Origin of the sequence: Hyphomicrobium sulfonivorans, from assembly GCF_013306565.1 — a bacterium.
GTDB classification, from domain to species: domain Bacteria; phylum Pseudomonadota; class Alphaproteobacteria; order Rhizobiales; family Hyphomicrobiaceae; genus Hyphomicrobium_A; species Hyphomicrobium_A sulfonivorans.
This window is the reverse complement of sequence record NZ_PZPO01000004.1, coordinates 270,937-295,008: the sequence shown is the minus strand read 5'-3', so window position 1 is coordinate 295,008 and position 24,072 is coordinate 270,937. Positions and strand designations below refer to the sequence as shown.

The window sequence follows — 24,072 nt, the reverse complement described above, 5'->3', positions numbered from 1 at the left end:
TTATGCCGCCGACGCTGGCTGCCGGTATTGTTAAACTAGGTTACGCGGCGAGCTTGCCCGCAATCTGCGCAACGTGCCGTCCCTGATAGCGCGCACCGGCCAGTTCGTTCTCGCTTGGCTGGCGCGAACCGTCGCCATCGGCAATTGTCGTAGCACCGTAGGGCGAACCGCCTGTCACCTCTTTCACGCCCATCTGGCCGGCAAAGGAATATGGCAGACCGACAACCACCATCCCGTGATGCAGCAGCACGATCTGCGTTGTCGTCAATGTCGTCTCCTGGCCGCCATGCTGGCTGGCGGTGGATGTGAACACCGAGCCAACTTTGCCGATCAGCTTGCCCTGCGCCCACAGTCCTCCGGTCTGATCGAGGAAGTTCTTCATCTGCGCAGCCATGTTGCCGAACCGTGTCGGCGTGCCGATGATGATTGCATCGTAACCGGCCAGTTCATCGACGCTGGCGATGGGCGCGGGTTGATCGAGCTTGAACCCTGACTTGCGCGCCACCTCCTCCGGCACCAGTTCCGGCACACGCTTGATGACGGCTTCGGCGCCGGCTTCGCGTACGCCTTCGGCAATCGCGCCGGCCATACGTTCGATGTGCCCGTAGCTCGAATAATACAGAACGAGAACCTTTGTCATTTGCAGCTCCGTGGACGAAATGGATTGGGTGGCCGCGCATTGCGGAAGCACTCTAGCTTCGCGGTGCGTCAGCGCCGTTAAGCGGATAGCTCGAAAGCAACCGTTGGCGGGAAACCTGTCGTCAGATGGGGAGATGCGCGCCTGCCATGAAGGGCAAATCGAAACGCTTCACTGCGTGATGGCGCCGCGTCCGGTACGGCATAGGGCCGGATGGCCCGCCGCAATGCAAACGCTCAGCGGCGCGTCACACCGAGTGTTGCACGTCCGGACGGAAGGAAAGGTCGATCGTCAGCCAGACAAAGTAGACCGCCGAGGCGCTGAGCACGATCGCGGCCCATGCGGGCGGCGGGAACCCGGTGGCGATGATGGCGACTGCAGCAATCGACCATGCGGCTGTAACCGCCAGCGTCAGCGTGCGCCAACGCTTTACGCGCACCGGATGCACCCAGTGAATGGGCACGAACGTCAGCGCCACGCACAGCAGCAGAGCCGTGTACGTCACCCATCCCGGCGGCGAGAGGGTGAAAACGTAAAACGCCACCACGTTCCAGATCGCCGGAAAGCCAACGAAACTATAGTCGTCGCCTTTGCTGGCGAGATCGGAGAAATGATAGAGCGACGACAGCAGGATCAGCGCGCCGATAATTAGGCCGCCAGTGCCGGTCAGATACTTCGCCTGCAATAGCGCCAGCACCGGAACGAACACATACGTCACGTAGTCGACGACAAGGTCTAGGCGCTCGCCGGAAAAGCGGGGCAGTCGCTGCTCGACCTGGAACAGCCGCGCGAACGTGCCGTCGATAGCGTCGATCACCAGCGCGACGCCGAGCCAGATGAACATGCGTTCCCAGGCGCCATCAAAGGCCGCCAGCGCAGCCATAAGCCCGCACACGGCACCCAATGCCGTGAACACATGCACCGAAGCGGCGGCAAAATCGGAAAACCGGAAGGGCAGCATCGTCGTCCCCCCTCCGCGCCCCGGATCTAAGCAGCAGCGGGACGCGCGTTTATCAGAAGCGATGCTTGACCGAGCCGCGGACGGTCAGGTCGTCCTCCGGCGGGGCCACGCGGTCAGGCTGGCTCTCGGCGGCGCCGTAAAGTAGTTCCAGACCGAAATCCATCTTGGGCAGCACGCCGAGCCTGCCGAGACCCGGGATGCGGATCTCCGTGCCGGTTTCAGCTTTGGCACCAATGTCGGTGTTGAGCGACGCTTGCGGATCGACTGCAGGCGCGGTTTCCACCGGCGCAGCTGGTGCTGACTCCGTGGCTGCAGGCGCGCCAACCTGTTCCTGTTGGAACGCGAACGCGCTATGGCCAGCAAGAACTGCTGTTGCCAACGCAAGCGCTACTACGATCCGGCCGCCGCTCATTTGCATAGAATCCCGCAAGTCTTCCGTTCGTCTCATGGCGAAAATGCTGCCTCAATCCAACCATGACAAGGATGTTTTAAGCCCAGTTAAGCGCCAGTAAACGTTTGTGCCACCCGGTGTGATCTTGCTGCCATGTGGCCGATGGGCACCAACAACAGGGTTATCCACGTTGACGGCCGTTCAGCGTCGAATTGCGCACTGCCAAGTCGCAGTTTCGTCCAATTCACCACCCGCCTGACATCAACAAGCCCTCGCGCGACCTTGGCGCGGCCCCTCGACCACTTTGCGCGATTCTCCCACCGTGGCATGCTCGCGGCAGATCCTAACGACCGACAGCGGGGCAGGCCCTGACCATGACCGTCCAAGCTTCGAACCCTGGCCCGCAGGCCGCCCCCCGCTCGGCTTCGAGTGCTGGCGCCCCCTCTGGTGCGGCCTCCTCAGGCGCCTCGCCTGGCCCTGCCGCCGCCTCCACCGCCTTGTCTTATGACATCTGCACCGTCGGCACCGGCCCTGCCGGTCTGGCTGGAGCCCTGGCCCTGGCCCAAACCGGGCTGCGCATCGCCGTCATCGGTCCGGCGCCCAATGGCCAGGATACCCGCACCGCCGCACTGTTCGCAGGCTCGGTCACGCTGCTGGAAAATCTGGGGCTGGGCGAAGCCTGCCGTGCCGATGGCGAGCCGATCTTTGCCATCCGCGTGATTGATGACATGGGCGGCCTGCTGCGCGCGCCGGAAGTGACGTTCACCGCCCAGGAAGTGGAGCGTGAGCTGTTCGGTTTGAACATCTCCAATGTCGGGCTCGTCCGCGCGCTACGGGAGCGCATGCTGCAAAGCCCGAATATCACTCTCATTGAGGATAACGTAACGGCGGTTACCGTTGCCGACGATCACGCAGCCATCACACTAGCGGCCGGACCGGTCGTCACTGCGCGCCTCGTCGTCGGCGCCGATGGCCGTAATTCGCTGTGCCGACAGGCGGCGGGCATCGACGTCAAAACATGGGGCTACGATCAGAGCGCCATCGCCTGCACATTCACCCACTCAGGCAAGCATCGGGGCATTTCAACAGAGTTTCATCGCCCCGCAGGGCCGATGACTTTTGTTCCGGCCACGCCCAACTCTTCGGGCCTTGTCTGGGTGGAGCATCCCACCGTTGCGGCCGAAATGGCTGCGCTGGATACCGAAGCCTTCCGTGCCGTATTGGCGGAACGCCTGCAGGGACTGCTCGGCGACATCGGCGAGATCGGCCCGCGCGCCGTGTTCCCGCTCTCCGGCCTCATCGCCAAGGATGCGGGCCGTAGCCGCGTTGCTCTCGTTGGAGAAGCGGCGCATGTGATCCCGCCGATCGGCGCGCAGGGCCTCAACCTCGGGCTGCGCGATGCCGCCTCTATCGCCGATTGCGTCACCGACGCGCTGGCAACCGGCGCCGACATCGGCGGCGACAGCGTGCTTGCCGCCTACGGCCGGATGCGCCATACCGACATCAGTGCCCGTATCTGGAGCATCGATCTTCTCAATCGCAGCCTGTTGGTGCAGTCGCCACCGGTGCAGGCGTTACGCGGCCTGGGGTTGCATATCCTGAAATCCGTTGGCCCGTTGCGCCGTTTCGCCATCCGCGAAGGCCTGCATCCATCGTTTGTTATGCCGCGCCTGATGCAGCCTCATACGGCCTCCGCTGGTTCGCCCCACCCTTGACGCCACGCGTTGCGCTGGGCATAGCCGAATGCCGCTCCCAACCGCGCGCACCCTAAGGATCTGGAATTCGCCGCCGATGACAGCGAAAGACCGCCTCCGCGATATCCAGTACCGGCTGGAATATGTGCTTCTGCGCGCTGTCGCGGGCATATTCCGCACGCTGCCGCTCAATGTCGCTACCGGATTTTCCGCATACTGCTGGCGCAGACTGGCACCGCGTATCAATCCCAAGCGGCACCGTCGCGCGCTCGATAATCTTGCCATCGCGTTCCCTGAAAAAACCGACGATGAACGCAACGAAATCGCGCTCGCGCATTGGGAAAATCTCGGCCGCGTGATGGTCGAGACCATGCGCATCGATCGCTTTCTGGCTGAGCCCGAACGCATCGAAATTGTCAGCCAAAATATCTTTTCACGATACAAAGACAAGCTGGGTCCGGCCGTCGGCGTCAGCCTGCATATGGGCAACTGGGAACTGGCCATTCTTCCCTTCACATGGGCCGGCGCCAATCCTGCTGCTGTCTATCGCTCGGTCACCAACCCCTACGTCGACCGTTATCTGCGCGAGCAGCGCAAGGATCTTTATCCCGACGGCCTGTTTGGGCGCGGCAACGTCGGCGATCACGGTGACGATCAGCGCACAGCCCGTGCCATCATGGACTTCGTGCGCCGTGGCGGCCGCCTTGGCCTTGTGTGCGACCTTTATGATCGCACCGGTATGCCAATTCCGTTCTTCGGTCGTGATGCCAAGACGCAAGCCATCGGCGCAATGATCGCGCGGCGCGTCGGTGCACGCATCTGGCTTTCACGCTGCAAGCGGATCGGCAAGGAAAGCCGCTTTGAGATTGAACTGAAAGAATTGCGCGTGCCGCGCACGGCCAGCCAGGGCGACGATATCCGCTGGACGATGGAACACATGCAGAAGCAGTTCGAGATCTGGATCCGCGAGGCTCCGGAACAGTGGATGTGGAGCAATCGCCGCTGGAGTTGAGGTGCGCCAAGGCCACTTGAGCGGCGCACCAAGTGTTCAGGCTAACGCCTCCCGACGGCATTGCGACGCCGTAATGCCAAATTCAGCACGGAACCGCCGCGAGAAGTGCGACAAATCCGAAAAGCCCCAGCTGAACGCAATCTCGCTTACCGTTCGATGGTTTTGGCGCGCGTCCTCTAGCGCCTGCCGGCAACACTGCAGGCGACGTTGCATGACATACTTCTCGACCGATGAGTTTTCCTCAGCCAGCAACGCGTTGGCATAGCGCACGCTAATGCCGGCCGCTGCCGCCGCCATCGCTGGCTTCAGATCCGGATCGGTAAGGCGGACGTTTATTGCCATCTTCAGGCGCTGCAGCGCATGGCCGCGCACCGTCGTCGACGGCACCCGATTGTCATTGCCGAAGGCAAGCGCGAACAGATCGACGACTTGATCAGCAAGCGTATCTTGCGCGTCTGGCTCTATGCTGCCGAGACGTCCTTCAACCAGATGTACAAAACCACTCGCCAGCGCCGGGATCGTCTGCTCTGTCGATATTGTACGCAACGTATCGACGCGGCCGATGCGTTCCTCCAGCATCAATCGGGGAACGCTGACGTAAAGCGAGCGGTTGGCTTCAAGAAAATCGGTGTGCTGCGGTTGCGTGGGGTCTTCAAGCACAATCATGCCGGGTTCAACGATGAGTTCGCGATCACCCTGAACAAAGCGAGACCTGCCCTCAAGGCGGATGCAGATGATCGCGTTGTCAATGCCGTCCTGCTGCGCATTGAGCCGCGTGCGGCGCACTTCACACGGCGCAAACTCACACCGCATGAGACTGATCGGGCCGAGCGTGCCGCCACCGATCGAACCGCGAAATTTCTGCGTCTGCGGCACGAACGTATGATCGAAAAACGCTTTCGATGCGACATCAAACCAGTAAGAGATTCTGTCGCGCTCGTTGACGTCGTCGGTCGAAAAGGCTGTAAGCATTCAAATCCCCACCCCGAGAGTGCCACAAGGGTCAATCAATTGTGCCACCTAGGTCAAGCACGCAAACTGAATCTCGCGTTTAATCCGTTCGCCGAGCTTCGGTGTTGACACAATCACTCCGGGCAGGCCAATAACCCTCTCTCGCGAAGGTAGCATAACCTTGAATTCTTCTACGCTGCATCTCCTCCACCGCGTTCACCAATGTGCCGGCGAATTATTCCAGCAGCACATGGACGGCATCGACATCACGACCACGCAGTACACCGTGCTGCGTGCAGCCTCGCAAAAAGATGGCCTCAGCCAGCAGGACATCATCAATGCAACGGGCATTGACCGTTCGACCGTCTCGCAGGTGGTTCAGCTGCTGACGCGTAAGGGCCTGTTGAAGCGCAAGCGTACACGTCATGACGCACGCGCCTATGCAATCTCCCTCACCGAAGCTGGTCGTGACGTGCTTAAGAAGTCTGAGCCGATCATGGGCCGCATCGAGCAGGAACTGGTGGCTGCTCTGCCAGCGACACGTGCAAAGACGTTCGTTTCCAATCTCCGTGCGATCGTTGCCGCATTCGAGCCTGTGGAAACCTGAAACGCGATACGTAGGTTGCGCTCGTGTGCATCCTGTATCAATTTCAGCACAGAGACAAACTGTCTCCATTCAAGCCCCTGCGCCACACCCGGCGCGGGGGCTACTCGATAGCGCGATAGCTTCGCCCAATAGCCGCGCCCTTCCCCCGGCGGTCATCGTTGACACCTATCGGTGAGGCAATATGGTGCGCCCCATTGCCAATATGGGAGCTCTGCATCAATGGCCGCCAGCCGCACACCTGCCAAGTTTTACTCACCACTCGCGATTGGTGCTCCGGAGCCCTACCGCGCCCAGCCGGTGCGCCTTGAGCGCATGATTCACTTCGTGCCGCCGCACAACGAAAAGATCCGCTCCAAGATCAAGGACATTGCGGGTCAGGTGGACGTCGTGCTCGGCAACCTTGAGGACGCAATTCCCGCCGATCAGAAGCAGGCCGCGCGCGCCGGTTTCATCGCCATGGCGCAGGAAAACGACTTCGGCACAACCGGACTGTGGACGCGCATCAACTGCCTCAACAGCCCGTGGATGCTGGACGACGTGACGGAGATCGTCGCGGCGGCCGGCAACAAGCTTGACGTCATCATGCTGCCGAAGGTGGAAGGCCCGTGGGACATCCACTATCTCGACCAGTTGCTGGCCCAGCTTGAAGCACGCAACGGCGTCACCAAGCCGATCATGATCCACGCCATCCTGGAAACCGCTGAGGGCGTCAACAACGTCGAGGCCATCGCAGCCGCTTCGCCGCGTATGCACGGCATGAGCCTCGGCCCAGCTGATCTGGCCGCATCGCGCGGCATGAAGACCACACGCGTCGGCGGTGGTCACCCCGACTATGGCGTGCTGGCCGACGCCGGCAGCGCAGGCAGTCAGCGCGCGTTCTACCAGCAGGATCTGTGGCACTACACCGTCGGCAAGATGGTCGATGCCTGCCTCGCTTATGGCCTCAAGCCGTTTTATGGTCCGTTCGGCGACTTCTCCGACGGTGCCGCATGCGAAGCGCAGTTCCGCAACGCGTTCCTGCAAGGCTGCCTCGGCGCCTGGTCGCTGCATCCGACGCAGATCGACATCGCCAAGCGCGTCTTCTCGCCGGACGAGAAGGAAGTAGCGTTCGCAAAGCGCATTCTTGATGCGATGCCCGACGGCACCGGCGCAGTCATGATCGACGGCAAGATGCAGGATGACGCAACCTGGAAACAGGCCAAGGTCATTGTTGATCTCGCCCGTCTGGTGGCGACGAAGGATCCTGAGAAGGCGGCTGCTTACGGCCTTTGATAGCGCATTGGTTCGCGCACCAATTGCGGTTCGCGGGCAACGCTGTTTTACAATTCACGACACTGCGTGCATCGGCCGGAACTGCGGTCGGTGCACGCCTCTTCTCACTACACTTTTGGCTGTTAGGGCTGCGAGATCGCCCGTATGCGAATTGCCTAGTGACGCGTTCCGTTTGATCGCGTGCATTCCTTGTTTGGACAGATATCAATGGCCGCGCCAACACAGACGAGCGCTAAATTCTCGGTCGGTCAGATCGTGCGGCACCGCATCTTTCCATTTCGCGGCATCATCTTCGACATCGATCCGGTGTTCAACAATACCGAGGAATGGTGGCTGTCGATTCCAGAAGATATCCGGCCGCGCAAGGACCAGCCGTTTTATCACCTGCTGGCTGAAAACGCCGAGACCGAATACATCGCCTACGTTTCCGAGCAGAACCTGCTGCCCGACACATCCGGCCAACCGCTGCGCCATCCTCAGCTCAAGGAAATGTTCGTTCAGGATGACCGGGGCCGCTACCGCGCGATATTTCTCCAGCCGCATTAATTGATCGCACATTGCGCGATCGCGCCACATGATCTGCGCGCAATTTTCAGCAATCTTGGCGCGCGTTGATTGTTTGCAGCGGGCTCTATTTCAACATCCGCCGTCTACGTATGTCGCCAGCCTTACTATTGGTGGGATGCGGCAGAGGCCATGCTGCGACTGACATCTTCATCGCCCGCACGTTGTTTCCAGCTGCTTGCGATCATGGTTGCGGCCATTGCATGCTCCCTGTCGTCAGCGCTCGCGCAGAGCGATCCGCTGCCATCGTGGAACGACGCCGCTTCGGCTTTAGGCCAGCGTCTTCCCTCCGCAACCGACTGCGGCGACTGACGACGACTGATTGCCGGCTACGCGGAGCGCAACAGGCGGGCGCAGCCATGCCCGACCAGCCGCAACATCAAAACCGCCGCCAGAAGCCGTCAGACAAACCGCAAACGGGCAAAGCGACGGTTGTTCGGATCGCGGATGTCGGTCGGCGGGCCATCGAACGCAACCCCGGCCATATTGGCGCGTCGCCAGATCAGCTTGGCCGGATAAAGCCGCCCGGACGACTTCTCATAGAGATGAAACGTGTCAGGCAGCCCGAGGGTGCTGGCAATCAGGATGCGCGCGCCGGCCTCGGAGATGTCGCGGATCGTGCAATCGAGAACGCGCATCGCATCGGCATAGACGATCTTGCCCTCCTTGAGGACCCGATTGCGCGAAACCTTGCGGCGTTCTTCCATGGCACCGCCCCGCCAGAATGTGGCTGCCCGTCACGAGAGTTGTAACGGCCGGCAAAATTTCACGCGCCTGCCGGCTGCTTCGACTCGGCTCCATTCTAATCCTTCCGCCACCTGCGATCAGCCTCCAGTTGGCGTTCCGCACGACAATCCAAAAGTTCAATGATTGCCGTATTAAACGGGCTTTGGTGAGACGTTTTAAAAAGCTGCATTCAAACGCTGGACATGGGGCATCGAGGGTGCTACACGCCTCCTCACAGGGGTTCGCCACGGCGGGCCCCTTTGCCTTCTAAAGCGGTGCCGGCCTCGGTTTCACGGTTTGGAAGGGCGTTGGGTGATTAGCTCAGTTGGTAGAGCAGCTGACTCTTAATCAGCGGGTCGAAGGTTCGAGCCCTTCATCACCCACCATCATTTACTTGGTTTTCCTCACAAAACAGATCGGCACGGGGCAACGCCCCGGCAAAATTGAATAGGCCGGCGTGTCGGGATGACGCGCGGGCCTGAATTCGTATTGCTCGTCGCACGTTGGGCTTCCCGCTCCCGGAGCATCAATGCCGTGAATGCCGGATTCCATCCTGGAGGACAGCTGCGGTGTGTCAGAGCGAGCGCTTAGCGTAGCACCTGTTTTTGGGCAGGTTTGAACCTCCGGATAGCCCTGTGGATGTCACCGAAATTGCCCTTGAAGAGGCGGCTCGGTTCATTGCTGATGGACATCGGACAAACCGTGAACGCCGGTAGGTTCTTTGACATGCGAATATAACCTGCAATTTCAGACGCTTGTCTGGAAGAGTGTTCCCCGCACGCGCGGGGCTGAACCTGTCTCGCCCGGATTAGACGCGCTCTTGATAGCGTGTTCCCCGCACGCGCGGGGCTGAACCCGTCGCCAAGGCGATCAAGGACGGCAAGAAACGGTGTTCCCCGCACGCGCGGGGCTGAACCCATCAAGGCCTGGAGCGTCGACCTAGACGATCAGTGTTCCCCGCGCGCGCGGGGGCTGAACCGACGGTGGGCCGGACTGGAAGCCGGGTGATTACGTGTTCCCCGCACGCGCGGGGCTGAACCCCACCACGGCCGAAATTCTCGGCGTCAACGAGAGTGTTCCCCGCACGCGCGGGGCTGAACCGTTTTCGAGCGGCACCGGCCCGGAGTTTTGCCGGTGTTCCCCGCATGCGCGGGGCATCGAAAAACTTGCCTGTTGAGCTGGTCAAAACACTAATATCGTTTTGCGATCTTTAGGTGAGTGCCTGATCAAAAACGCCAGCCTATCCATAGGCTGGCGTTCGTAGTTAATGGTGACATACTTTACCAGGTGAGCTGAGCGCCCGCACGGCCACCAACGGTCGTCTCGCTTCCACGTCGGCCGAAGCTCTGCTCCTCAAGACTTACGCCAACCGCTCCGGATACTGCCAGCCGCTCACCGCTGCCAAACAGATCGCGACCGACGACACCGACTGCACTGAAGCCTAGAGCAACGTTCTCGTTCCAGTAGGCGATGTTACCCGAGATGCCGAACGTCTCATTGGCTACAAGATCCGGGTTGACCATCGCCATAGCGATCGCCACACCGCCATTCAGCTCACTGAGTGCGCTGAATATGGCGCCGCCGTCAGAGGCCAGATGCCCATTGGCGTCGGTCGTGACAACTTCCAGCGGACCGTTCTGACGATTAACGCTCGTCGCCGAGGTGATGCCTGGCGTGGTGTAAGTCGACGATCCGTTCTTAGCGCCCAGGGACACCTCATTATCGAACTCAGATCGCGCCCCTGCGCCGATTGCGGTGGAATTGGTGTGAGTGTTGGCAACTTGCGCGTCAGATCCGACCGCAGTCGAGTTGTTTGCACCCGCCCGGGCTCCGGTTCCGACCGATATCGCATTCGATGCCGTGACGGTATTTCCCGCACCAGTGCCGACGGCGATGTTGCTATCACCTGTCACACCGTTGCCGGCAAAGGCGCCGCTGGCCTGGTTGTCAAATCCAGCTACACCGTTACCAGAACCGATTCCGGAAGCCTGGTTGCCCGCGCCTGTCACGCCGTTGCCAGAAAACGCGCCTGCGGCCTGATTGGAAAATCCGACAACATCGTTTCCAACTCCAATGCCTGACGCGACGTTACCGACCCCGAGGGCGTTGTTGCCGGAAAACGCGCCGCTGGCGTTGTTGCTAAAGCCAACAACGCTATTGCCAACTGCCAGGCCGTCAGCGGAGTTGTTGACGCCATCGACGTCATTACCGGAGGCAGTTCCCGAAGCCTGGTTGCCGTCGCCCGTGACTGCATTACCGACGAGAAGACCGCTGGCCTGGTTATTGTTGCCTTCAACCGCATTGCCGGAAAATGCGCCGGATGCCTGGTTGGACAGACCGATGACAAGGTTGCCAACCGTGTCGCCCGACGCTCTGTTATTCTCACCGACAACGAAGTTGCCCGCAGTTGCGCCGGACGCCTGGTTGTTCACGCCAACGACAAAATTTCCGGACGTATCGCCGAACGCAAGGTTGTTGGCACCGAAAACAAAGTTGCCGCTGCTTATGCCGCTGGCTTGGTTGTCCGTGCCGATCACGAAGTTGCCGACAGTCGTGCCCTGCGCGCTGTTGTTGGCGCCAACGACGAAGTTGCCAGCCTCAAATCCGGATGCCCTGTTGTCGACGCCGATCACGAAGTTGCCGACTGAATCCCCGAACGCCTGATTGTTGTCACCAAAGACAACATTGCCGGCATTGGTGCCACTCGCCGCATTTCCATTTCCAATAACGAAGTTGCCGACGCGCAGACCACTGCTCTGATTGTTGTCGCCAACAATCACGTTGCCTGAGCGCTCGCCGCTCGATTGATTGCCATCGCCGAAAACGAGGTTGCCGGTGAGAATGCCATCGGCCTGATTGCCGTCTCCGACGACGACATTGCCTGACCCAAGGCCGCTCGCCTGGTTGGCGCCACCGAAAACAACGTTACCAGATGCCGTACCCAACGCCTGGTTATCGCTGCCGACTACGATGTTACCGGAGCCATCGCCGATCGCTTTGTTGCTATCGCCGGTGACAAGATTGCCGGATGCTGCGCCGCTAACCTGGTTGTTGTTGCCCGTAACGCCGTTGCCCGCAATCAGACCTGAGGACTGGTTATTGGAGCCATTGACGAAGTTGCCGACTGCGGTGCCAGAGGCACTGTTTCCATCACCGGCGACAGCATTGCCGGAAAAGGCGCCGGTCGCTTGATTGAAGCTGCCGATGACGTTGTTGCCCGCCAAAATGCCGGCGGCGTTGTTGCCGTCGCCACTGACGTCGTTGCCCGTCAGCGTGCCGAACGCCTGATTGGCGCTGCCGGTTACCCGGTTCCCTGAAATATTGCCAATGGCAAGGTTTCCGGCGCCATCGACGTTGTTACCGGAGCCGTTTCCAACCACCGCGTTGAAGCTCGCACCGTCCGCGTATGCATTGCCGGACGAGTTGCCAACCACAGTGTTGCTGACGACTGCACTTCCCGCGTTGTTGCCTGAGTCACTGCCGATCACGGAGTTGAATGCGAAGCCAACACCGTTGCCGTTTCCAGATCTGTCGCCAATCACAGCGTTGCCGGCAAATCCTGTGTCATTGTTACTGCCGGAGCCATTGCCAAAAATCGAATTTGAAACGAACAGATCACCGTTGTGGTTGCCGGAGTTATTGCCGACGATATTGTTGGCGATCGTGCCCATTCCGTTGTTGTTGCCAGAGTTGTTCCCTGACACGGCGTTCTCGGCAAACCCGGCACCGTTCCCGTTTCCGGATGCGTTTCCGGTGATGGCATTGCCGAATGACGCAGCGCCGTTGCCGTTTCCAGATCCGTTGCCGGTGATGTTGTTGCCGCCGAGGACGCCAAAGCCCACTCCGTTGCTGTTGCCGGAGCCATTGCCCTGAATGTTGTTATTGGCGAAACCCAACCCGTTATTGTTGGCCGACCCATTGCCGACGACGGTGTTATTGACCGTACCGCCAACCGTCGAACTCGCGTTGTTGTTCAGAGAGTTTGTGCCAGAAACGGTGTTTCCTAAGCAGGTTACCGTGGCTGCAGTACCATTGTTCTGACCTGATGCGCCGACACCGCTTATCGGATTTATTACATTCGCATTGAGCGCGTTTGTGCAGTTCGCAGCCAGTGCGCTGCTCGGAACCGTCAAATTCAAAACCGCAGCCATTGCGATGGTGCTGGCGCCAGCAACCAAGTAGCCAGCTGCACTTCCCCCCGAAAATTTACGCATAACAACTCTCCCAGATACTCAATACAATCCGCGCCGACCGAGCGGCATCGGCATGAAATCGACAACTGCGCCAGGGAGATTGGCGCGAAAACCGCACCATCAAACAGAAGCCTGAACGCAATACTTACGGCTTAAAATTGCATCGATAGCCATTTATGCAGTCCACCGACTTTCGCCAGTTAAGTCCGCGCACGGACACTCAGCAAGAATATTTTGCTGGACAGCGGGATGAAAGTTTTTGCTCTGTGCCCGGATTACTACAGGTGAACCGGATTATTACAGGTTAACTTGACCGCCCCTGGGTAACATCCTGTAAATCCGCACCAATCAGTGCTCTTTGAGTGCCGTCGGCTTTTTGGCAGCACCCTTCGTCTCCGGCGGTTTTTGGTGCGTTTTCTTGCCACTCGCACCGCCCGCATCGGGTGGCGTCTGCATGTCCACCACGATGGCCGATAGTCGCCAATGGCCATCAACCCGCTCAAATCCCATGTCGAACAGGATACGTTCAGGGCGAGTATCGATGTAGCCGGTTAGGCGCAGCATGCCATTTGGCTGGACTGCGGCCGCACGAACAAGCTTCGGATCAAAAAACAAAATCGGCGAGAAATCGAGGTTTCGACTGCGGAGCGCTGCGAAGATTTCGCCTAGCCGGGCGTCTGTGTTGGAGGCTTGAAACAGCGGCGTCCCGAGATCGCGCAACACCGAATAGTTGCCGGTCTGGTTGGCTTGGGTCAGTGCAATTAGCGTCGTGCGAATAAGCATGCTCTGCTGATGGCCGTCGGGAGCAACAGCCTCCACCCCTGCCGCTGCTGCAGCATCTGTCGTTAACTTCGCTTCAGCGATGGCAATTGAAATCGTTGCAAAATAAGCCAGCCAGGCCCCTATCAGTGTTCGATATCGCACCGTCTGCCTTTCTCGATCCGCAAAGCGACGACGCATACTGAGCACCCAGTGCGTCCGAAACATGATCTAAGTATGAGGTCCGTCGAGCCTGCGGTAGTCCACTGAAAATGGCCGCGAGTGTTTACTGCGTTAGCCTACGAAGCCAGGCGCGTCATAGCAAACTGATGACTGCCGAAATTGAATTTGAGGCCAGCACGGTTCTTCGCGCCCGATACCCCGAACAGCCGCAATCTCAGCATTAATCCATTGCTCGCCCAGGATATCAGCGCCAGCACCTGAAGCTAGCGCGTCTAACATGCGAGCCGGTGATGTTTCCCGCACGTGCGGGGCTGAACCGCGCGTGGCGTGGGAAGACCCGAAGCCCAAGCTGTGTTCCCCGCACGCGCGGGGTTGAAGCTGTAAGCGTCAGCACCTGAAGCTGGCGCTTCTACCAGCGCTCGCGCACCGCCGCGCTCAGTTCTTCATTAGCAGGTGCTTGTAGCTGTCCAGCCCGGCCAGCACCGCCGCCGATCCTTTGACCACGCAGTGCATCGGGTTGGGCTGCAGGTGAAACGGCACCCCCACCTGCCGCGTCAGCGCCACGTCCAGCTTGTCCAGCATCGCGCCGCCGCCGGTGAGGTGAATGCCGCGCTGGCGGATATCGCGCAGCGTCTCCGGCATCAGATCCTCCAGCGCCCGCTGAACGAAGTCGGCCAGCGCCTCTATCGGTTCGGCCAGCGCATCGGCGATATCGCGCGCGCCTAGGACAACCGTTTTCGCCGTGCCCTGCTGCAAGTCGCGGCCGCGAATGTGCGCTTCGGCGACACGGCCACTGCTTTTGGCGATGGCGGTGCCGAGTTGCACTTTCATGCGTTCGGCGTTGGCGTCGCTGATATGGAGCTGATGCTGGCGGCGCACGTAACGCACGATGGCGGCATCCATCGCGTTGCCCGCGATGCGCAGTGTGCGCGCCGAGATAATCTCGCCAGCACTCAGCACAGCAATGTCGGAACTACCGCCGCCGATGTCGAGCACCATCGCGCCCCCCGGCTCGCCAACCGGCAGTCCTGCGCCCAGCGATGCCGCCACCGGCTCGGCAATCAGATAAACCTTGCGCGCACCGAGAGACTTTGCCGTCTCATATACCGCGCGCCGTTCCACCGGCGTCGCCTGCGCGGGCACGCAAATAAGAATGCGCGGGCGCCGGAAGCCCAGCATCGTTTTCGCTCGCCGGATAAGCTGGCGCAGCATTTCCTCGGCGGCGACGAAATCGGCGATCACGCCTTCGCGTAACGGGTGAACAAGCTCCACCCCTTTCGAAGGCTCGGCCATCAGCGCCTTGGCCTTGCGCCCGACGGCAAGAATTTCGCGCGCGGCATTGCGTGTACGCACTGCCACCGTCGACGGTTCGTCGATGATGATGCCGCGCCCCATCACATGCACCAGCGTATTCGCGGTGCCGAGGTCAATCGCGATATCATCCGAAAAAGCCTTGGCCACGCCGTCAAACATTACGCGTACACAATTATTCGAGCGCCCTGGGGCAACCTGCACCGGGCAAGTTGCAATTGCTGAAATCTAGCGTGCTTCCGGAAAAGTGATAGCCGATTTCAAAGACAACTGCCTTGGCCTTGTCCGGCAATAAAGCGGGCGCCGCAGCAATTCGATCGCAACGGCGCCCGGTGTCAAAGTGTGGTCACGCTTCAGATCTGCTGCACGTGAGCCATTTTCTGCCGCTTCACCATCAGCTTGTTGAGCGCCGCCAGATAGGCCCGTGCCGAGGCAACCATGGTGTCGGTGTCAGCGCCTCTGCCGGTAACCATGCGCTCACCTTCCTCCAGCCGCACCGACACTTCCGCCTGCGCGTCGGTGCCTTCGGTCACGGCGTGCACCTGATAGAGGTCCAGCTTCACCTCGTGCGGCACCAGCATCTTGATAGCGTTAAAGGTTGCATCAACAGGTCCGTTGCCCGTCGCCTGCACCGTATGCTGCGCGCCGTCGATATCCAGCGTCAGCGTCGCCGTCTGCGGACCCATGTTGCCGGCGATCACCGTCAGCGACACCACCTTCATGCGGTCATGCATGTGGGCGATGCCCTGATCGACCAGCGCTTCGATGTCCTCGTCGTAAACATGCTTCTTGCGGTCGGCCAGGCTCTTGAAGCGCACGAACGCATCCTCGAATGCATTCTCGCCCAGGTCGTAGCCCAGTTCCTTCAGCTTGGAGCGGAACGCGTTGCGGCCCGAGTGCTTGCCCATCACCAGCGACGTCTTGCCGACGCCAACCGATTCCGGCGTCATGATTTCATACGTCTGCTGATGTTTCAGGATGCCGTCCTGATGGATGCCGCTCTCGTGCGCGAACGCGTTGCGGCCAACGATGGCCTTGTTGTACTGCACTGGGAAATTCGTCACCGCCGACACCAGCTTCGACGCCCGAGCCAGCATCGTGCTTTCGATGCCGGTGTCATAGCGCAGCTTGTCGCGACGGGTCCGGATCGCCATCACGATCTCTTCCAGCGCCGCATTGCCCGCACGCTCGCCGATGCCGTTGATGGTGCATTCGATCTGGCGTGCGCCTGCGCCCAGTGCCGCCAGCGAGTTGGCAACCGCGAGGCCCAGATCGTTATGGCAATGGGTGGAGAACACGGCCTTGTCGGAGCCCGGCACACGTTCGCGCACCTGACGGAACATTTCGGCGTATTCATCCGGCGTCGCATAGCCCACCGTGTCCGGCAGGTTGATGGTGGTCGCTCCGGCCTTGATCGCGGCATCGACGCACTGGCACAGGTAATCGATGCCGGTGCGGGTCGCGTCCATCGCGCTCCACTCGACATCCTCAACCAGGTTGCGTGCCCGCGCGACCGTCGCGGTGATGATCTCCAGCACCTCCGCTTCCGTCTTGCGCATCTGGTGCGCCAGGTGGATCGGCGATGTCGAGACGAACGTATGGATGCGTCCACGGCGCGCGTGCTTCACAGCTTCACCGGCGCGGTCGATGTCGGCGTTGATGGCGCGCGCGAGGCCGGCGATGGTCGCGTTCTGCACGCGCTTCGCAATCGCGGTTACGGCCTCGAAGTCGCCCTCGGACGCAATCGGAAATCCGGCTTCAATGATGTCGACGCCCATCTCGTCGAGGCAGTCGGCGACCTCCAGCTTTTCCTCGAACGTCATCGTGGCGCCGGGGCACTGCTCGCCATCGCGCAGCGTCGTGTCAAAAATGATGACGCGGTCGCCTTCGGAACCCTCAGCGGCGGCGGTGCTAGGATCAGTGGTCATAAGGTCATTCTTTCGAAAGGGGCCGGCCCGGCAACGGGCGGCGTTGTACCATCAGCTCGCTCGACTTTTCATCCCCTGAGCACATTCCGGCGGCACCGGAACCGTGACAGCTCAGGGGTTGCTAAGGAGGATCGGAAGCTGAAGCAGGCGCGCCGACCGGCCGCCACGGAGGGGCTCCGTGCGGAAAAATCGAATGCCATCAATGACCGAGTTCTGGCGCATAGCGGTTTATTAAACCATCATCGCGGCGCTGACTAGTCTCATGCAACCGATCCCGCGCGCGCCCACGCCGCCGATGTTGCGAACATTGTAAACGAAACGCTGCCCGAAAGTCCTCGCGGAACAGGCTCTCAGAACGTCGCCAGCAACGCGTGGATTGGAGCGCCCTGCACATACGGGCGCACCGCCGCCAATCCGAAGCTCTGCCCTGCCCGCAACATGCAGCAACGCGCGGGCGCCCGCGCTGCCGCCGTGCTCCACCGCCTACCCCGCCGACGACTTCAGCCCGATGACGACCTTGCCGCGATAGCCGCCAGCACCGTCCGCTTCCATTACCGGCGTCTGGGCCGCCAGCTGACGCGGCGTGTTGTTGGCGAAGATGCCGTCCTTCGCCAGCGGAATACCCTCATAGTTCGGCACGCTCTCGCGATAGACGTCCGATGCCGCATAAACCTCGCCGCACAGATTCTCCGGCATTGCGAGCTGGGATGTCAGGATACGGTTTTCATAGCTCGTCGCCTTTTCGAGGCTCGGATAAATCTCGAAGTGGATGTGCGGAAAACGCCCGCGATAGCAGCCGGGGAAAATGCTGGTGAACGTCACCGCTCCGTTCGCATCCGTGACGCCCACAGCGCGCAGATAGCTGGTCTCGGGCAGGTCATAAATCGAATACCGGCCCGCGGCATCGCAGTGCCACACGTAGATCGCATAGCCCTCCAGAGGGCGGCAGCGGTTGGCCACGTCCACAATCTCGACCGTCAGCTCGATCGGAGCGCCCTCGGCGGCCGGCTGCTGCGGATCGAGATTGGTGCGCATGTCGGCGCGTACGATGCCGCTCTTGTCCAGCACGTTGGCCAGCGTGCCGTGGGCGCTGTTCGAGCCATCGGCGGGAAACGGACCGGCGGTCTCGGCCGGATGGGCAACGCACTCGGCGCCATTCGCGCCGGTGCCGATCACATCGGCTTCCGCACGCTCGAAAAACGGACCATCGCAACCGGCCAGTGCAGTCGTGACGCCGGCCGCACCCAGCAGCCCAAGCGCCCGCCGTCGGCTGATCTGCATCAGATCGTGCCGCAACCCGTGATCGTGGTCATGCGCCTGTTCGTCTGCGCTGTCGGACATATTCGATGGTTCCCCAGAAGCTTTTTCGGCCCGGACATATACGCCCGGACAAAACTTCACCGGAGAACGGCGGCTATCCTTGAAACCCGTCGCCACGCCATCTGCGACAGATGCACGGTCCTCAGACGGCAATGTGCCCGTCGATCACCCGCACCGCTGCACCGCCGATGCGCACGGTCTCAAGCCGGCCGCCCGCCACCACAAGCGTCAGCGTAATAAGGCTGGGGCGGCCCATCAGATAGCCCTGCTCGATCTGGCGGCGATGGGTGCCATCGGGCAGGCCATCGAGGTCGTGCACCGCGCGCGCAAAGCACACCGCCGCCGAACCGGTCGCCGGATCTTCATCAACGCCGAGCGCGGGCGCGAACATGCGGGCGTGGAATGCCGATGCCGTATGCATGCATTCGCGCGTGTACAGATACACACCGCCGTAGGTCTCAACCGGAAACACCCGCGCCCACTCTGCGCGCTCGATACGCGCGCGGTCCAGCGCTTCACGGTTCGCCACCGGCACGAACACAAACGCATTGCCGGCCGCCAGACACTGCGGCGTGTGGTTCTCAAAGCCGATCTCGCGCGGCAGCAGCCCCACCGCGTCAGCGATCCGGTCGCGCGCTGGCGCAGGCGCCGGCTCGGGCAGCTTCGGCGCGTCGAATTCGGCATAGGGCGCTTCACCGGCGCGCATGCGAACGCCAACCCGAACGATGCCGATCTCTTCTTCCAGCACAGTCAGCGCATCGCCGTCGCCATCGGCGGAGCCGTTACGAAGCTGCGCCAGCAGGATCGCGGCGCCGAGTGTCGGATGCCCCGCAAACGGCAGTTCCCGATTGGGCGTAAAGATGCGAATGCGCGCCGAATGTGCCGGGTTCTGTGGCTTCAGCACAAACACCGTCTCGGAGAGATTGAGCTCGCGGCTGATGGCCTGCATCTGGGCGGTGCTCAGCCCATCGGCTTCCCGGATCACGGCCAGCGGATTACCCGCGAAGCGGCGATCAGTAAAAACATCCAGCGTGTGCAGCGGCAGCGCCATTCAATCCATCCCCATTGTCGGCCGCAGTTCTGCTGAAAACCTCGCCCCGGTCAAGCCGACAAAACACTTTGCAGCAGCAGCCTCGCATGGGCAGGCATCACTTCGGCGTCGATAGCATCGATGGATGTAACGATCACGACGTCATCCAGTTCGGGCGCTTCCTCGCGCGCGATGAAATCGAGGATGCGCTGGCGCAGCTCCACCGCCGGCAGCGCACTGCGCCACTCAATGGCAATCGCCACCTCCGCGCCCGTGATCGCAATCCGATAGCCGGGCATCCGCTGCAGCGCGCTTGGGCCAAGGCCGGTCTCCTCGTGCAGCTCGCGCGCCGCGCTGGCGTCAATGTCGGTCTCGCCCGCGCCGTTGATGTCGGCGTCACACAGCACGCCGCTGGGTGGATAAATCAGTCCCGAATGGAGCTGCCCAGGCCCCTGCCGACCCAGCAGCACATGTCCCTCGGCTGAGCGCAGCAGCGCAGCGCCAAACGCTTCACGCGCGGGCAGCGGAGAACCCAGCGATCGCCAGTACAGCAGCGACTTGAAATCAGTTCGGAACATGCTGGCCGACAGCGCGCCATCCTCAATGCGCAGATCACGCAACAGATACGTCTCGCCATTGAACAGCCCCGGCGTCTCCGCGCGGCAGCGCTGCCAATGCGCGTCAATCATCTCGCCGTCGCGCGCAATCGCCCAGTCAAACGGCTCAACCGGAAGTCGGCACGCGGCGACGTCAACCCACCCTGGCACCGCCTGACCGTAGGAAGCGATACGGTGCGAATCGATCATCGGCGCCGCCATTTTTCCGTGCTCCGCTGCCATTCATCCGCATGCATCCCATGAGCACACTGTCTGTCTACGGCGTAAATCTCGCATAAATTCGCGCGCACGCGGTTGAACAGCCGGAAATCTTAGTTTCGCCCCGAACAAACCACGCTCCGTCCACGATCAAGGAGTGAAGTTGACGCGTGGGGCAAGGGGGTGCCGAGGAAACTTTGCACGGGTCTTGCGCCGCCTGTGGCGCAGACGTTTGTTCGTTCCAGCCGATCTTTTTCGGACAGTGCATGCGCCGCGGAGTTTGCGTCCGTCAATCGCCCAACCGGCGTGATGTCATCTCGCAATGGCAGCACTGAAACCGGCTACACCGCGACCGCACGGATGGATGCAAATGCTTCGGTATCCGGCGGCATCACGATCCGCGATGCCGCTGGGAGCGGACGGTGGAGGTCCCCGCTTCTCCGCCGTCCGTTTTCCTCTGCTTAGCGCGGCACGCAATTCTTCAACGCGGGCGCAGGCCGCATCAGAGGCAACCGAGTGTCGTCGATCCGCACGTGTAATAGTTGATCATCTCCGCCGAGCAGCATGGCTGGTCGGCCCGGCAACGCCACGTCTTGATCTTGCCGCTCGATGTCTTGTGCTTGCAGATCTTGGTCTGCTTCGTCTTGGCCGAAGCTTCTGCATTGTTTGCCGTCAGCGCTATCGGTGACATGGCAACCACAGCGGCAACAGCCATCAAACTCAGAACACGCAACATCCTCTGACACTCCCCTGATTGATGATCATCGCCCCATCCATGTGGGCGCGTATCAGTATGCGCCAATTGCACTGGCCATGCAGTTGCATCTGCGCCGCTAGCACCATTTATCAGCACGCGAAGTTTGGTTCCGTCCCGCACGGCTTTCCACTGCACCGGCGGCCGGCTCCCCGGAGGGGTGTCGCCGATGCGAAAGGACAATCACCGGCGGCCGGCGCCCCGGAGGGGTGTCGCCGGTGCGAAAGGACAATCACCGGCGGCCGGCTCCCCGGAGGGGTGTCGCCGGTGCGAAAGGACAATCACCGGCGGCCGGCTCCCCGGAGGGGTGTCGCCGGTGCAAAAAAGCCAACAAAAAAGGAGCGGCCGATGCCGCTCCTTCTGATGGTGTGCCCCGTAAAACGGAGACGCGACTTTACGCGATCAGTTGCGTGCCTTGTCGACCAGCGCGCCGGCCTTGATCCACGGCATCATATCGCGAAGCTTGCTGCCGATCTCCTCGATCGGATGCTCGTCGGCCAGGCGGCGGGTTGCCTTGAAGCGGGCAGCGCCGGACTTGTATTCCTGCATCCACTCGGACGTGAAACGGCCGGTCTGGATGTCGCTCAGCACACGCTTCATCTCAGCCTTCGTTTCCGGCGTGATGATGCGCGGACCCGAAACATACTCGCCCCACTCGGCGGTGTTGGAGATCGAGTAGTTCATGTTGGCGATGCCGCCCTGATAGATCAGGTCGACGATCAGCTTCACTTCGTGCAGACACTCGAAGTAGGCCATTTCCGGCGCATAACCGGCTTCTACCAGCGTCTCGAAGCCAGCGCGGATCAGCTCGACCAGGCCGCCGCACAGAACAGCCTGCTCGCCGAACAGGTCGGTTTCGCATTCCTCGCGGAAGTTGGTTTCGATGATGCCGGAGCGGCCGCCACCAACGCCCGAAGCATAGGACAGCGCGATGTCGTGGGCGTTGCCCGAAGCATCCTGATGCACAGCGATCAGGCACGGCACGCCGCCGCCCTTCTGGTATTCGCCGCGCACGGTGTGGCCGGGGCCCTTCGGCGCAATCATGATGACGTCGACGGTGCTCTTCGGCTCGATCAGGCCGAAGTGTACGTTGAGGCCATGGGCGAAAGCGATCGCAGCGCCGTCGCGGATGTTGTCAGCGATTTCGCTCTTGTAGATGTCGGCCTGCAGCTCGTCCGGCGTTGCCATCATAATGACGTCAGCCCACTTGGCGGCGTCGGCAACCGACATCACCTTCAGGCCGTCGGCCTCAACCTTCTTGGCGGTCGTCGAACCGGCCTTCAGACCGATGGCGATTTCCTTGGCGCCGGAATCCTTCAGGTTCAGCGCGTGTGCGCGGCCCTGGGAGCCGTAACCGACAATCGCAACCTTCTTGCCCTTGATGAGATTGGTGTCGGCATCACGATCGTAATAGACGCGCATGGCTTCCTCTATTGGTTTCAGCTTTAGCTTGCTTGTATTGTATCGGCTGCACGCGGCAGCGGTTCAGGCGGGGCGCCCGCAGTCACAGCCCTTGTGAGGGCAATGGCGGCGAACTGGAATTTCGGATTGCTCCTTTAGCTGCTCGCAGGCCCGCGGCCAATGGCGGCGATACCGGTGCGCGACACTTCGACCAGCCCCAGCTCCGTCATGATCTGGATGAACTCTTCCAGCTTGGACGGCTTGCCGGTGATTTCGAACACGAAATGCTCGGTCGAGGTGTCCACCACCTTGGCGCGGAAGATCTCGGCTATGCGCAGCGCCTCGATGCGCTTGTCGCCCTTGCCGACAACCTTAACCAGCGCCAGCTCGCGCTCGAGAGCCACGCCTTCAGCAGTCAGGTCGCGCACCCGGTGCACCGGCACCAGCCGCTCAAGCTGATGCTTGATCTGCACGATCACGTCGGGCGTGCCCAGCGTCACGATGGTGATGCGCGACAGATGCTTCTCGTGCTCGGTCTCTGTAACCGTCAGGCTGTCGATGTTGTAGCCACGCCCGGAGAACAGGCCGATCACCCGCGCCAGCACGCCCGGCTCGTTGTCGACGATGATCGACAGCGTGCGCGACACCACGGCCTGCGCGGCGCCCGGTCCAACGTAATGGCTCTTTGAAGGAAGCTTCGACATGTTCGTCATGGTTTTTCTGGCTTTGCTTTGTCGGGCGTTGGCGATGTGTCGGGCTTGCTCGCCCCGTTATCGGGCCCGTCATTTGACGTGTCGCCCCCCGGAATGGCCTGCGGCACCTGGGGAACGGGTGTATTCGGGAACAGCGCGGTGAACATGATCGGGAAGCCATGCGCATCAATGTTGCGCTTGAACTCGGCCACCTGCTCCTTCGACAACTTGTACTGACCGAACGCCGCGCTAACCCGGCGCAGCATCGTGCCCGCCAGCATATCGGGCGACGGCGCGTTCATCCGCTGCAGCACTTCCGGCGGCATGCGCGAATAGACCAGCGAGAGGATCTGCGTTTCCAGATAATCCTGCGCAATGCAGGCTTCGAACGCCCGCGTATACGCCGACGACAGCCGGTGCGTGCGGTAACACGCATCGATGAACGTGAAGGCGCCGCTGGCGCCCTGCGTCCGCTGGATCTGCGCCAGTCGCGTTGCAGCTTCCTTGATGTTGGCAACCTGATCCCAGTCGGGCTTCGGCGCCTCGTCGTTTTCAGCCGTTTCGTCGCCCGCCTTGGCTGCATCACCCGTAACGGCCTTGGCCTTGGCCGCGTCCGGTGCAGAGGCAGCGTCACCCGCGTCCGACTTCGTCGTCTCGGGCTTTACGGTTTCCGACTTTGCAGCTTCTGGCTCCGTCGCTTCAGCTTCGATTGTCTTGTCTGCGGCGGCTGGCTTGTCCTGCGCAACAACCGTTGCCGGAACGACCATCAGCCCGAAGACGACAGCGGCGCACAGGCCCGCGCACGCGCGGAGGCGCGGACGACACAACGCCATCATCCACCACCTCGTCGCTACTGCGCGTTCAGCCTGTT

General features: G+C 61.3%; 21 protein-coding genes and 1 tRNA gene. 6 read left to right on the top strand and 16 right to left on the bottom strand.

Going from position 1 to position 24,072, the window contains the following annotated elements; genetic code table 11:
- Positions 1-40 precede the first annotated feature (40 nt).
- The 3 genes from wrbA to C6Y62_RS09680 form a co-directional block, all read right to left on the bottom strand.
- Complete coding sequence (gene wrbA / locus C6Y62_RS09690; protein WP_068462371.1) at positions 41-640, bottom strand: NAD(P)H:quinone oxidoreductase; 600 nt, start codon at positions 638-640, stop codon at positions 41-43.
- 244 nt (positions 641-884) lie between these two features.
- Positions 885-1,598, bottom strand: coding sequence for a CDP-alcohol phosphatidyltransferase family protein (locus C6Y62_RS09685; protein WP_173953750.1), 714 nt, complete (start codon positions 1,596-1,598; stop codon positions 885-887).
- 52 nt (positions 1,599-1,650) lie between these two features.
- Positions 1,651-2,010 carry a hypothetical protein gene (locus C6Y62_RS09680; protein WP_173953749.1) on the bottom strand — a complete coding sequence of 120 codons (360 nt, stop codon included), beginning with the start codon at positions 2,008-2,010 and terminating at the stop codon, positions 1,651-1,653.
- Between the two features lie 353 nt (positions 2,011-2,363).
- Here C6Y62_RS09680 and C6Y62_RS09675 point away from each other — a divergent pair, with 353 nt between their 5' ends.
- Positions 2,364-3,704, top strand: coding sequence for an FAD-dependent monooxygenase (locus tag C6Y62_RS09675; protein ID WP_198491385.1), 1,341 nt, complete (start codon positions 2,364-2,366; stop codon positions 3,702-3,704).
- Positions 3,705-3,780: 76 nt separating this feature from the next.
- On the top strand, positions 3,781-4,695 hold the full coding sequence (locus C6Y62_RS09670; protein WP_068462378.1) for a lysophospholipid acyltransferase family protein: 915 nt from the start codon (positions 3,781-3,783) through the stop codon (positions 4,693-4,695).
- A gap of 36 nt (positions 4,696-4,731) precedes the next feature.
- Here C6Y62_RS09670 and C6Y62_RS09665 read toward each other — a convergent pair whose 3' ends face one another.
- Positions 4,732-5,667 carry an AraC-like ligand-binding domain-containing protein gene (locus C6Y62_RS09665; RefSeq protein WP_173953747.1) on the bottom strand — a complete coding sequence of 312 codons (936 nt, stop codon included), beginning with the start codon at positions 5,665-5,667 and terminating at the stop codon, positions 4,732-4,734.
- Between the two features lie 160 nt (positions 5,668-5,827).
- Here C6Y62_RS09665 and C6Y62_RS09660 point away from each other — a divergent pair, with 160 nt between their 5' ends.
- The 3 genes from C6Y62_RS09660 to hspQ all read left to right on the top strand — a co-directional run bounded on the left by C6Y62_RS09660 (position 5,828) and on the right by hspQ (position 8,071).
- Positions 5,828-6,253: a MarR family winged helix-turn-helix transcriptional regulator gene (locus C6Y62_RS09660; protein ID WP_420844152.1), complete on the top strand. Its 426-nt coding sequence runs from the start codon at positions 5,828-5,830 to the stop codon at positions 6,251-6,253.
- A 219-nt stretch (positions 6,254-6,472) separates the two neighbouring features.
- On the top strand, positions 6,473-7,525 hold the full coding sequence (locus C6Y62_RS09655; protein WP_068462383.1) for an HpcH/HpaI aldolase/citrate lyase family protein: 1,053 nt from the start codon (positions 6,473-6,475) through the stop codon (positions 7,523-7,525).
- 207 nt (positions 7,526-7,732) lie between these two features.
- A complete protein-coding gene (hspQ, locus tag C6Y62_RS09650) occupies positions 7,733-8,071 on the top strand; it encodes a heat shock protein HspQ (RefSeq protein WP_173953746.1) in 339 nt (112 codons plus the stop codon).
- 419 nt (positions 8,072-8,490) lie between these two features.
- Here the strand turns inward: hspQ and C6Y62_RS09645 are convergent, their stop codons facing one another.
- The gene (locus C6Y62_RS09645) at positions 8,491-8,796 is read right to left on the bottom strand and encodes a PilZ domain-containing protein (RefSeq protein ID WP_173953745.1); all 306 of its coding nucleotides are present in this window, start codon (positions 8,794-8,796) and stop codon (positions 8,491-8,493) included.
- A gap of 329 nt (positions 8,797-9,125) precedes the next feature.
- Here C6Y62_RS09645 and C6Y62_RS09640 point away from each other — a divergent pair.
- A tRNA-Lys gene (locus C6Y62_RS09640) sits at positions 9,126-9,201 on the top strand.
- Between the two features lie 894 nt (positions 9,202-10,095).
- On the opposite strand, the gene C6Y62_RS09635 is transcribed toward C6Y62_RS09640, so the two are convergent.
- From C6Y62_RS09635 to C6Y62_RS09585, 11 genes are all read right to left on the bottom strand, one after another.
- The gene (locus C6Y62_RS09635; protein ID WP_173953744.1) at positions 10,096-13,029 is read right to left on the bottom strand and encodes a beta strand repeat-containing protein; all 2,934 of its coding nucleotides are present in this window, start codon (positions 13,027-13,029) and stop codon (positions 10,096-10,098) included.
- 327 nt (positions 13,030-13,356) lie between these two features.
- Entirely contained in the window at positions 13,357-13,968 is a 612-nt protein-coding gene (locus tag C6Y62_RS09630) for a hypothetical protein (protein ID WP_173953743.1), read from the bottom strand.
- A gap of 417 nt (positions 13,969-14,385) precedes the next feature.
- Positions 14,386-15,423, bottom strand: a complete 1,038-nt coding sequence (mreB, locus tag C6Y62_RS09625) for a rod shape-determining protein (RefSeq protein ID WP_173953742.1) — start codon at positions 15,421-15,423, stop codon at positions 14,386-14,388.
- A 191-nt stretch (positions 15,424-15,614) separates the two neighbouring features.
- Positions 15,615-17,189: a 2-isopropylmalate synthase gene (locus C6Y62_RS09620; protein WP_068462392.1), complete on the bottom strand. Its 1,575-nt coding sequence runs from the start codon at positions 17,187-17,189 to the stop codon at positions 15,615-15,617.
- Between the two features lie 483 nt (positions 17,190-17,672).
- Positions 17,673-18,530, bottom strand: a complete 858-nt coding sequence (locus C6Y62_RS09615; RefSeq protein ID WP_173953741.1) for a dioxygenase family protein — start codon at positions 18,528-18,530, stop codon at positions 17,673-17,675.
- A 121-nt stretch (positions 18,531-18,651) separates the two neighbouring features.
- Positions 18,652-19,560 carry a PhzF family phenazine biosynthesis protein gene (locus C6Y62_RS09610; protein WP_068462394.1) on the bottom strand — a complete coding sequence of 303 codons (909 nt, stop codon included), beginning with the start codon at positions 19,558-19,560 and terminating at the stop codon, positions 18,652-18,654.
- A 50-nt stretch (positions 19,561-19,610) separates the two neighbouring features.
- Entirely contained in the window at positions 19,611-20,357 is a 747-nt protein-coding gene (locus C6Y62_RS09605; protein ID WP_173953740.1) for an NUDIX hydrolase, read from the bottom strand.
- Between the two features lie 499 nt (positions 20,358-20,856).
- The gene (locus C6Y62_RS09600) at positions 20,857-21,090 is read right to left on the bottom strand and encodes a hypothetical protein (protein ID WP_173953739.1); all 234 of its coding nucleotides are present in this window, start codon (positions 21,088-21,090) and stop codon (positions 20,857-20,859) included.
- 420 nt (positions 21,091-21,510) lie between these two features.
- Positions 21,511-22,530, bottom strand: a complete 1,020-nt coding sequence (gene ilvC, locus C6Y62_RS09595) for a ketol-acid reductoisomerase (protein ID WP_173953738.1) — start codon at positions 22,528-22,530, stop codon at positions 21,511-21,513.
- Between the two features lie 134 nt (positions 22,531-22,664).
- Positions 22,665-23,213, bottom strand: coding sequence for an acetolactate synthase small subunit (gene ilvN / locus C6Y62_RS09590; RefSeq protein ID WP_068462596.1), 549 nt, complete (start codon positions 23,211-23,213; stop codon positions 22,665-22,667).
- 5 nt (positions 23,214-23,218) lie between these two features.
- Positions 23,219-24,037, bottom strand: coding sequence for a hypothetical protein (locus tag C6Y62_RS09585; protein WP_173953737.1), 819 nt, complete (start codon positions 24,035-24,037; stop codon positions 23,219-23,221).
- Between the last annotated feature and the right edge of the window lie 35 nt (positions 24,038-24,072).

What these genes read in the sequence shown, in the direction of transcription:
- wrbA (WP_068462371.1), bottom strand. Translation starts at nt 640, where the DNA reads ATGACAAAGGTTCTCGTTCTGTATTATTCGAGCTACGGGCACATCGAA.
- C6Y62_RS09685 (WP_173953750.1), bottom strand. Translation starts at nt 1,598, where the DNA reads ATGCTGCCCTTCCGGTTTTCCGATTTTGCCGCCGCTTCGGTGCATGTG.
- C6Y62_RS09680 (WP_173953749.1), bottom strand. Translation starts at nt 2,010, where the DNA reads ATGAGCGGCGGCCGGATCGTAGTAGCGCTTGCGTTGGCAACAGCAGTT.
- C6Y62_RS09675 (WP_198491385.1), top strand. Translation starts at nt 2,364, where the DNA reads ATGACCGTCCAAGCTTCGAACCCTGGCCCGCAGGCCGCCCCCCGCTCG.
- C6Y62_RS09670 (WP_068462378.1), top strand. Translation starts at nt 3,781, where the DNA reads ATGACAGCGAAAGACCGCCTCCGCGATATCCAGTACCGGCTGGAATAT.
- C6Y62_RS09665 (WP_173953747.1), bottom strand. Translation starts at nt 5,667, where the DNA reads ATGCTTACAGCCTTTTCGACCGACGACGTCAACGAGCGCGACAGAATC.
- C6Y62_RS09655 (WP_068462383.1), top strand. Translation starts at nt 6,473, where the DNA reads ATGGCCGCCAGCCGCACACCTGCCAAGTTTTACTCACCACTCGCGATT.
- hspQ (WP_173953746.1), top strand. Translation starts at nt 7,733, where the DNA reads ATGGCCGCGCCAACACAGACGAGCGCTAAATTCTCGGTCGGTCAGATC.
- C6Y62_RS09645 (WP_173953745.1), bottom strand. Translation starts at nt 8,796, where the DNA reads ATGGAAGAACGCCGCAAGGTTTCGCGCAATCGGGTCCTCAAGGAGGGC.
- C6Y62_RS09635 (WP_173953744.1), bottom strand. Translation starts at nt 13,029, where the DNA reads ATGCGTAAATTTTCGGGGGGAAGTGCAGCTGGCTACTTGGTTGCTGGC.
- C6Y62_RS09630 (WP_173953743.1), bottom strand. Translation starts at nt 13,968, where the DNA reads ATGCGTCGTCGCTTTGCGGATCGAGAAAGGCAGACGGTGCGATATCGA.
- mreB (WP_173953742.1), bottom strand. Translation starts at nt 15,423, where the DNA reads ATGTTTGACGGCGTGGCCAAGGCTTTTTCGGATGATATCGCGATTGAC.
- C6Y62_RS09620 (WP_068462392.1), bottom strand. Translation starts at nt 17,189, where the DNA reads ATGACCACTGATCCTAGCACCGCCGCCGCTGAGGGTTCCGAAGGCGAC.
- C6Y62_RS09615 (WP_173953741.1), bottom strand. Translation starts at nt 18,530, where the DNA reads ATGTCCGACAGCGCAGACGAACAGGCGCATGACCACGATCACGGGTTG.
- C6Y62_RS09610 (WP_068462394.1), bottom strand. Translation starts at nt 19,560, where the DNA reads ATGGCGCTGCCGCTGCACACGCTGGATGTTTTTACTGATCGCCGCTTC.
- C6Y62_RS09605 (WP_173953740.1), bottom strand. Translation starts at nt 20,357, where the DNA reads ATGGCGGCGCCGATGATCGATTCGCACCGTATCGCTTCCTACGGTCAG.
- C6Y62_RS09600 (WP_173953739.1), bottom strand. Translation starts at nt 21,090, where the DNA reads ATGTTGCGTGTTCTGAGTTTGATGGCTGTTGCCGCTGTGGTTGCCATG.
- ilvC (WP_173953738.1), bottom strand. Translation starts at nt 22,530, where the DNA reads ATGCGCGTCTATTACGATCGTGATGCCGACACCAATCTCATCAAGGGC.
- ilvN (WP_068462596.1), bottom strand. Translation starts at nt 23,213, where the DNA reads ATGTCGAAGCTTCCTTCAAAGAGCCATTACGTTGGACCGGGCGCCGCG.
- C6Y62_RS09585 (WP_173953737.1), bottom strand. Translation starts at nt 24,037, where the DNA reads ATGATGGCGTTGTGTCGTCCGCGCCTCCGCGCGTGCGCGGGCCTGTGC.